This window comes from Burkholderia sp. HI2714, assembly GCF_002223085.1.
In the GTDB taxonomy this organism is placed as follows: domain Bacteria; phylum Pseudomonadota; class Gammaproteobacteria; order Burkholderiales; family Burkholderiaceae; genus Burkholderia; species Burkholderia lata_D.
In genome coordinates this window covers 23,468-30,786 of record NZ_NKFM01000038.1, presented here as the reverse complement: position 1 = coordinate 30,786, position 7,319 = coordinate 23,468, and the positions used below count along the sequence as shown (strand labels likewise).

At 65.3% G+C, this 7,319-nt stretch carries 9 protein-coding genes and 1 pseudogene; 6 read left to right on the top strand and 4 right to left on the bottom strand.

The features are described 5' to 3' along the window. A pseudogene (locus CFB82_RS22035) lies at positions 1-181 on the bottom strand (IS5/IS1182 family transposase); the annotation flags it as partial. Continuing rightward, complete coding sequence (locus tag CFB82_RS22030; protein ID WP_256990414.1) at positions 178-1,146, bottom strand: LysR family transcriptional regulator; 969 nt, start codon at positions 1,144-1,146, stop codon at positions 178-180. The gene CFB82_RS22030 and the pseudogene CFB82_RS22035, both read right to left, overlap by 4 nt. A gap of 106 nt (positions 1,147-1,252) precedes the next feature. Between CFB82_RS22030 and CFB82_RS22025 the strand changes: the two genes are divergently transcribed. The 3 genes from CFB82_RS22025 to CFB82_RS22015 are packed head-to-tail and all read left to right on the top strand — an operon-like array spanning position 1,253 to position 3,392. Beyond that, entirely contained in the window at positions 1,253-1,987 is a 735-nt protein-coding gene (locus CFB82_RS22025) for an SDR family NAD(P)-dependent oxidoreductase (RefSeq protein WP_089485281.1), read from the top strand. A gap of 13 nt (positions 1,988-2,000) precedes the next feature. Next, entirely contained in the window at positions 2,001-2,768 is a 768-nt protein-coding gene (locus CFB82_RS22020; protein ID WP_089485280.1) for an SDR family NAD(P)-dependent oxidoreductase, read from the top strand. Between the two features lie 27 nt (positions 2,769-2,795). Then, on the top strand, positions 2,796-3,392 hold the full coding sequence (locus CFB82_RS22015; protein ID WP_089485279.1) for an NADPH-dependent F420 reductase: 597 nt from the start codon (positions 2,796-2,798) through the stop codon (positions 3,390-3,392). Positions 3,393-3,727: 335 nt separating this feature from the next. Here the strand turns inward: CFB82_RS22015 and CFB82_RS22010 are convergent, their stop codons facing one another. Beyond that, on the bottom strand, positions 3,728-4,114 hold the full coding sequence (locus tag CFB82_RS22010; RefSeq protein ID WP_089485278.1) for a VOC family protein: 387 nt from the start codon (positions 4,112-4,114) through the stop codon (positions 3,728-3,730). 207 nt (positions 4,115-4,321) lie between these two features. On the opposite strand from CFB82_RS22010, the gene CFB82_RS22005 reads away from it, so the two are divergent. The 3 genes from CFB82_RS22005 (at position 4,322) to CFB82_RS22000 (ending at position 6,164) form a co-directional block, all read left to right on the top strand. Then, the gene (locus tag CFB82_RS22005) at positions 4,322-4,957 is read left to right on the top strand and encodes an isochorismatase family cysteine hydrolase (protein WP_089485277.1); all 636 of its coding nucleotides are present in this window, start codon (positions 4,322-4,324) and stop codon (positions 4,955-4,957) included. Between the two features lie 33 nt (positions 4,958-4,990). Next, a complete protein-coding gene (locus CFB82_RS44590) occupies positions 4,991-5,119 on the top strand; it encodes an aromatic-ring hydroxylase C-terminal domain-containing protein (RefSeq protein WP_373558838.1) in 129 nt (42 codons plus the stop codon). Between the two features lie 91 nt (positions 5,120-5,210). Then, a complete protein-coding gene (locus CFB82_RS22000) occupies positions 5,211-6,164 on the top strand; it encodes a fatty acid desaturase family protein (RefSeq protein ID WP_089485276.1) in 954 nt (317 codons plus the stop codon). Between the two features lie 16 nt (positions 6,165-6,180). On the opposite strand, the gene CFB82_RS21995 is transcribed toward CFB82_RS22000, so the two are convergent. Then, complete coding sequence (locus CFB82_RS21995) at positions 6,181-7,317, bottom strand: aromatic ring-hydroxylating oxygenase subunit alpha (RefSeq protein ID WP_256990413.1); 1,137 nt, start codon at positions 7,315-7,317, stop codon at positions 6,181-6,183. Positions 7,318-7,319 lie beyond the last annotated feature (2 nt).

The window sequence follows — 7,319 nt, the reverse complement described above, 5'->3', positions numbered from 1 at the left end:
GCGCTGTCGCGCCGAACAGATCGATCACCTGCGCAGCAATGCCTTCACGATTGCGATGCGCGAACAGCGGCGCCATCGTAGCTTCGAGCTGCGCCCACGGCATGCGCGTCGCGAGCACCGCAAGCGGATGGCGCAGGTCGATCATCGAATCAAGGCGGCTTCGGAAGAAATCGTCGGTCATGTCGGCGCGCTCCAGCTCCCAGGTTCTAAATCAGATCGATATTCGTTCTGGGAGTTCGCAGCATATCCGGCTCCCGGCAATCCCTTGCAGGGCTTGGTTCCACTATGTTTTGCATGTCCGACTGCGTACCCGCGCCGCTGGGAGGTCATGAACGTGAGCGAGCGCATGTGCCACGCGCGCCGCCGGAGTTCGACCAGCGCCCCCTTCGCGAGGTCTTCCTCGACCAGATGGCGCGGCATGTGCCCCCAGCACAAGCCTCCCCTGAGCAGATCGTGCTTCGCGCCGAGATCATTCACCCACCACTGGCGTTCGCTGGCGACGCCTTGCTGGCTCTTTCCCGCATCGGGCTGATTGTCCGTTACGACGAGCTGGATATGCCGGCCAAATTCCTCCCGCGGGATCGGCCCCGCGAGTGCGGCCAGCGGATGCGATGGCGCACAGACGGTCACCATTTGCGCTTCGCATAAATGCTGCCGTTCGATGGTGCCCTGGCTCAACTCGGGCACGTCCATGATCGTGACCGCCAATGCGCACGTGCCGTCGAGAACCAGACGCTCGCCGCCCTGCATGGTCGTCATGCGCAGATTGATTGCAACGGTTGGAAAGTCCGCCTGCAGGATGCGCAGGCATTCGATCAGGTGCGCACGCGGAAAATAGGTATCCACGGCAATCGAGACCTGTGGCACCCCGGCTTCGGCAATGGCAACCGCGCGCATCTTCATTTCCTCGGTGCGTGAGATCACCCCCCGCGCATCCGGCAGCAGGCTGCGGCCTGCGGCCGTGAGCGTCGCCTTGCGCGTGTTGCGCTCGAACAGCACCACGTCGAAGGCACTCTCGAGCGCGCCGATCGCGTGACTGATCGCCGACTGTGCACGCCTCAACTGCCGTGCAGCCCCGGAGAAGCTCCCCTGGTCGCATACCGCGACAAAAGCCCGAAGTTGATTGATGGTGACGTTGTCCAGCATATCTATCTAGAAAGTAGATGGCATCTATAGATATTCAGTCAATTGGATTCATGAATCAAGAGGCCCAGAATCATGTTCGTCGCTTTCGTTTCCAAGGATGCAGGGCATGAACAGACTGAATGGAAAGACCGCGGTGATCACCGGCGGCGCTACCGGAATCGGCCGCGCCGCCGCAAGACGCTTCATCGACGAAGGCGCCTTCGTCTTCATCTTCGGCCGCCGGCAGGAAGCGCTCGACGCCGCCGTAGCCGACCTCGGGCCCCATGCCCGCGCGGTGAAGGGTTCGGTTTCCGATCGGGCCGATCTCGAGCGGCTCTACGCTGCGGTGAAGGCGGAGCGCGGAACCCTCGACATCGTGTTCGCCAATGCTGGGGCGGGAAGCCCGCTTCCGCTCGGCAAGATCACCGCCGAACACATCGACGAAATCTTCGACACCAACGTGAAGGGTTCGATCTTCACGGTCCAGGAGGCGCTGCCCCTGATGAGCCAGGGCGGTTCGATCATCCTGACCGGATCGAGCGCCGGCACCACGGGAGCCGCGGGATTCACCGCGTACAGCGCGAGCAAGGCAGCGGTACGCAACCTCGCCCGGACCTGGGCGGAGGACCTGAAGGGCACCGGCATCCGCGTAAACGTGCTGTCGCCCGGTGCGACGGCGACCGAACTGGCCAAGGAAGCGCTGGGCGAAGAAGGCCAGAAGGCCTATGGGGCGATGACGCCGCTCCAGCGTATGGCCGATCCGGCGGAGATCGGGGCGGTGGCTGCCTTTCTTGCGTCGTCGGACAGCAGCTTCATGACCGCCAGCGAGGTCGCCGTCGACGGTGGCCTGGCACAACTCTGAGGAGAAAGATCAAATGACGCAATCGTTAAAGGGCAAAACTGCGCTCGTTACCGGCGCATCACGGGGCATTGGCCGCGCCATCGCCGAACGTCTTGCAAAGGACGGTGCGACAGTCGCACTCACCTACAACGCCAGTCAATCCGGCGCGGACGCGGCGATCGCAGCCATCGAGAAAGCGGGAGGCACTGCGTTCGCGATCCACGCGGATCTCGTTGATCCGGCGGTCGTCCCGGCTTTGTTCGAGAGACTCGACGATGAACTCGCCAAGCGGAATGGAACCAAAGCCCTCGACATTCTGGTCAACAACGCCGGCAATTCCGGCTGGGTCGGCTTCAAGGACGCGACGCCGGAGAGTTGGGACACCCTGATGGCGGTCTACGCCCGCGCGCCCTTCTTCATCATTCAGGCCGCTCTGGATCGTCTCGCCGATGGTGCCCGCATCATCAACATTTCTTCCGCCGCCGCCACGAGGCCCGTGACGGCAGCGCCCATCTACTCAATGGCGAAAGCAGCCATCAATACCCTGACCCATACGCTCGCCATCGAGCTGGGGCCGCGTGGCATCACCGCAAACGCCGTCGCGCCGGGCTTCACGCGAACGGATGCAAACGCCGCCTTTCGGGAGAATCCCGAACTCGTCAAGGCGGCCGAGGCCCAGATCGCGTTGGGCCGCTTCGGCGAGCCTTCGGAAATCGCCGCCGTCGTGGCGTTCCTGGCCTCCGATGAAGGCCATTGGGTGACCGGCCAAACCATTGAAGCGAGCGGCGGTTACAAGCTCTGACCGCGCAGAGAACCCAAGGAGAGACCTATGCGTTACGCAATCATCGGCTTCGGCAAGATCGGCCACGCACTTGCGAGGGCGTTCGCCCGCAGCGGCATCGAAGTGGCCGTTGTCACCACGCGCGACGCCGAAAGCTTTGCAGCCGATGCGGCCGCGATCGGCCCCACGATCATTCCCCAAACCCTGGCGGAAGCCGTCAAGGCGGACATCATCTTTCTGGCGGTCCGTTTCGAGTCGCACCCGGAGGTCGCAAAAGCGCTGCCCGACTGGAACGGGAAGACCATCATCGACGCGATGAACACGCAGGCCCCGCCCGAGGAACTGGGCGGCCTCCCGTCCTCGGCCTTCGTCGCGAACGCGTTCACCGGAGCCAGGCTGGTGAAAGGCTTCAACCATCTGGTTGCCGCCATCCTCGGCCAGGACCCGGCCGTACAGGGTGGCAGGAGAGTCGTGTTCCTGGCGAGCGACGATGACGCCGCCGCAGCGGAGATCGGCACGCTCGCTGAAAAACTCGGTTTCGCGCCAATCAAACTGGGCGGGCTTTCGGCTGGCGGGCTGCTTGTGCACGCGCGCGGAAATCAGTGGGGACAACTGATCTTCAAGGATTTGATCACGTTCGACTGACGACCCGCCGTTCCCGGATATTTCCCCGGGTCCAGTGGCCGAATCAGGGCGGTCGGCATCGGCGTGGCACTCGACTTTCCGATGCCGCCGGCAACCGCCGCCCGCGCTGAGACTGCACGGATTCCAGAGTCACGGCAACGCCACGAAAAGCCCGCGGATTCATTGCGATGCGGCGCATGAGCGGAAATCGGCGGTTGGCCCAGCGTGACGACCACGAGCGCGATCCTCCGAGCCGGTGGCTTTCACGATCGAGTGTCCGGATGGCCCCCGGTCAATTGAACGCACTGGGCAGACAGTTCGTGGCATCGAGCGTCGATTCCGCCAACCTGTCGCGTTCATTCACCTTGCGCGAAATTCAACTCGACGCCATTGCCCGCCGGATCACGGAAGAAAATCTGCACCTGCCCCGTGAGCGGAACGTGCTCGCGCGTGAATGCCACGTTGGCCTCGGTCAGATGAAGCGCCATCGCGCGGGGATCCACGCAGGAAAACGCAACATGATCGAACGTATTGGCAACGTTCGGCGGACGCGACTCGCCCGGCCGCGCTTCCGACAGATGCAGCACGGCCTGCGTGCCTGCATACAACCAATACCCGAAGCTCTTGAACGGCGGGCGAAACCCTTCCTGCAAGCCGACGATGTCGACGTAGAAATCGCGCAGCGCATCGAGCGTCGGCCGATCTGCCCGCAGATTGTAGTGACTGAATCCGGTAACTGGCATGGCGTATCGCTCTCGTAGGTACACCGTGGCGTGAGATCGCATCGCGCCGGGCGTTGCGTTTCAACACTCGACCAAGCGCATGCCAGTATATGGCGGCCGCGCAGCACGTAAAACGCCCCTACGAAAATCGCATCGGCAGCCGACCCGATTTTCCGGTACAAATCGGGGACGCTGACATTCCCCGCGGGCTATCGGAGACTCCCGTTCATGACTCGGCAACACGCACCGAATATCGCAACGACCACCCCAACGCACCCCGGCGACAGCCGGTCCGCGCCGATTCCCGCCATCGTGCCGTCGAGCACCGCACTGCTCGTCATGCATTATCAGACCGACATCCTCGGCCTCTTTCCGTCCGTCGCGCCCGGGTTGCTCGCCAATACGCGCCGGCTCTGCGATGCGGCGCGGGCCGCCGGCGTCGGCGTCTGGTTCGCGAACCTCCGGTTCAGCCCAGGCTATCCGGAAGTCAGCCCGCGCAACAAGAACGGCCAGGGCATCAAGCAGCTCGGCCTCTTCGTCAACGACGGCCCGTGCCCGGAGCTCGGCCGGCAGCCCGACGAGCCGCTGATCATCGCGCACCGCGCCAGCGTGTTCTTCGGCACCGATCTGCAGGCGCGGCTGGCCGAGCAAGGTGTCGATTCACTGATCATGGTCGGCATCGCGTCGACGGGCGTGATGCTGTCGTCGATCGCCCACGCGAGCGATGCGGACTTCCGCCTGTACACGGTCAAGGACTGCTGCTACGACCCGGACCCGGTGGTCCATGAGCATCTGTTCTCCACCGCCTTCGAATCGCGCACGACGGTGCTGTCGCTCGCGGACGCGTTGCGGCTGCTCGAGTAAACAAGCGGTCGCGCGGGCGATGCGAAAGACCGGCTGGACTTGCGCGCCGTGCGCGTGCGGCCCGATGGTGTCGTCGCGTGGGCCGGTAACGATGCATTGAACGTCGACGAAGCAGCAAACGCGGTCATGCGCTGGTTCGGCAAGCCATGCGCCGCGCGTTGAATGCGGCCGCTCGACGTCTGAGGAAACCGGTGTATATTGCCGACCGATACGCCTGCATGCGCACCATCGACGGTGCGCCCGACCTCATCGAATGCTCACGCCATCCACCCTGCCGACGCCCGCCGAACTGAACCGCACGCTGCCGTTCGCGGCCGGTGCGCGGCCATGGCGGCTCGTCCGCTATGCGTGCATCGACTGGCTCGGCATCCTGCTGTGCTGGGCCGCGATCCGCTTCGTGCCGAATCCGTTCGTCTATGTCGCGGCCGTGCTGCTGATCGCGGGCCGGCTGCAGGCATTCGGCGTGATCCTGCACGACGCCTGCCACCTCCCGATGCGGCGCATGACGCTGCCGCTCGCGCTCGTCGAAGCGCTCGCCGGCTGGACGATCGGTTCGTCGATCGCCGCGATGCGCTATCACCACCTGCGCCATCACCGCGCGGTCGGCACCGCCGAGGATCCATACCTGCACCGGCTGGCCGCGCGCGGTGGCTGGGTGCAGCGCGTGATGATGCTGCGCGGCGCGCTGCTGCCGGTCTGGTGGCCGCTGCGCGCGCTGATGGCGCCGCTCGCGCTCGCGTGGCCCGCGTTCCGGCCATGGTATGCGCGCGGCTTCATGCAGGACCGCTCGCACCAGGATTTGCGCCGCCACCCTGAAGTCATCGCCTGCGCGCGCGCCGACCTGCCGCATTGCGCGGGCTATCTGCTCGCGATCGCGGCCGTCGTGCACTGGGATCTGCCGTTCCTCACGTACTACGGACTGCCGTGGATCGTCGGCGGCATCATGAACGCGAACCGTGTGCTGCTCGAACATCAACACGTCGAGATCGACGAACGCGCGCCGGAATCGATCTGGCAAATGACGCGCACGATGACGTTCGGCTGGGTCGGCAAGCTCGTGCTGTATCCGCGCAACATCGGCTATCACCAGGTGCATCACGCGTATCCGGCGCTCGCGCTCGAACACTTGCCGGCCGTGCACCGCTACCTGACGGACGGCACCGCGTTCGAGCCGCCCGCATCCGGCCAGACCGGCCCCGCGCACTAGACACGCCGCGCGGCGCCTATAGCTCGAACCGCATCACCTTCTCGCCGCACTGTGCGGCCGGCAGCGGCTCGCCGCGTTTCACCGCATCGAGCAGCCGGTCGATCGCGACGTGCACGATGTCGGCGCGCACGTTGTGCGGACGGAAGCCCGGCGCGTTGTCGAGGCCCTGCCGGTGCGCGCGCATGATCCGCACGTCCTGCTGGATCACGAGGTGCGTGTACAGGTTCAGCAGCGGCCGCAGCGCGCGCAGCAGCCAGCGCGGCAGCCGGAAGCGATAGGCGATGTACGTATAGACGCGCGAGCGGCGCGCATCGATCGGCGTGATCTGGCTGACGATCAGGAACCCGGAACGTTCGCCCCACAGGTAGTCGCAGCGCGTCACGTTCGGCGCGATGAAGCGGTCGACGTGCGCGAGCGGCACGCGATCGGGGTTCGTGAGCCAGTCGAGACAGAAGCCGATCTTGTCGTCGCCGTCGTGATACGTGACGGCGACGCTGTCCGGTGTCGTCGCGACCGTCGCCTCCATCGCCTGGCCGCGGCTGCTGCGAAAGATCCCGTCGTGCACGAATACCGTATGCGGCACGTCCATGAAGTTCTGCGCGAGCATCGCGATGTCGCCGTCGAACGTATTCACCATGAAGTACGACTGCCACGGCGCGACGTCGCAAAACGGCATCCGGAAGATCGCGCGCGCCGATGGATCGCCCGTGCCGAGGTACACCCACACGAGCCCGTCGAGCAGTTGCACGGGCAGCGTGCGCTGCCGGAACGGGTAGCGGCCGGGCGTGCCGGCCGGCTGCGTGCCGTCGATGCTCGGCACGTGGACGACCTGCCCTTCGCCGTCGTAGCGCCAGCCGTGATACGGGCACACGAGCGTGTCGCGGTCGACCTTGCCGGCCGACAGGCGCGTGCCGCGATGCACGCACTGGTCGATCAGCGCGGCGATCCGGCCGTCGCGCTGCCGGAACAGCACGATGCCGGTATCGAGGATCCGCACGCCGAGCGGCTTGTCGCGCGGGAGTTCGCGTTCGGTGCACGCGACGAACCATTGCTCGTGCAGGCCGTCGGGTAGCGGCGCATGGTCGTGCGCACCGGCCGCATCGCGCGACGGGCAGTCGTGCCCGCATCCACGTGATTCGATCGTGTCGTTCATCG

Bases quoted from the DNA above. Each gene is read 5' to 3' on its own strand.
- CFB82_RS22030 (WP_256990414.1), bottom strand. From the start codon at position 1,146: ATGCTGGACAACGTCACCATCAATCAACTTCGGGCTTTTGTCGCGGTA.
- CFB82_RS22025 (WP_089485281.1), top strand. From the start codon at position 1,253: ATGAACAGACTGAATGGAAAGACCGCGGTGATCACCGGCGGCGCTACC.
- CFB82_RS22020 (WP_089485280.1), top strand. From the start codon at position 2,001: ATGACGCAATCGTTAAAGGGCAAAACTGCGCTCGTTACCGGCGCATCA.
- CFB82_RS22015 (WP_089485279.1), top strand. From the start codon at position 2,796: ATGCGTTACGCAATCATCGGCTTCGGCAAGATCGGCCACGCACTTGCG.
- CFB82_RS22010 (WP_089485278.1), bottom strand. From the start codon at position 4,114: ATGCCAGTTACCGGATTCAGTCACTACAATCTGCGGGCAGATCGGCCG.
- CFB82_RS22005 (WP_089485277.1), top strand. From the start codon at position 4,322: ATGACTCGGCAACACGCACCGAATATCGCAACGACCACCCCAACGCAC.
- CFB82_RS22000 (WP_089485276.1), top strand. From the start codon at position 5,211: ATGCTCACGCCATCCACCCTGCCGACGCCCGCCGAACTGAACCGCACG.
- CFB82_RS21995 (WP_256990413.1), bottom strand. From the start codon at position 7,317: ATGAACGACACGATCGAATCACGTGGATGCGGGCACGACTGCCCGTCG.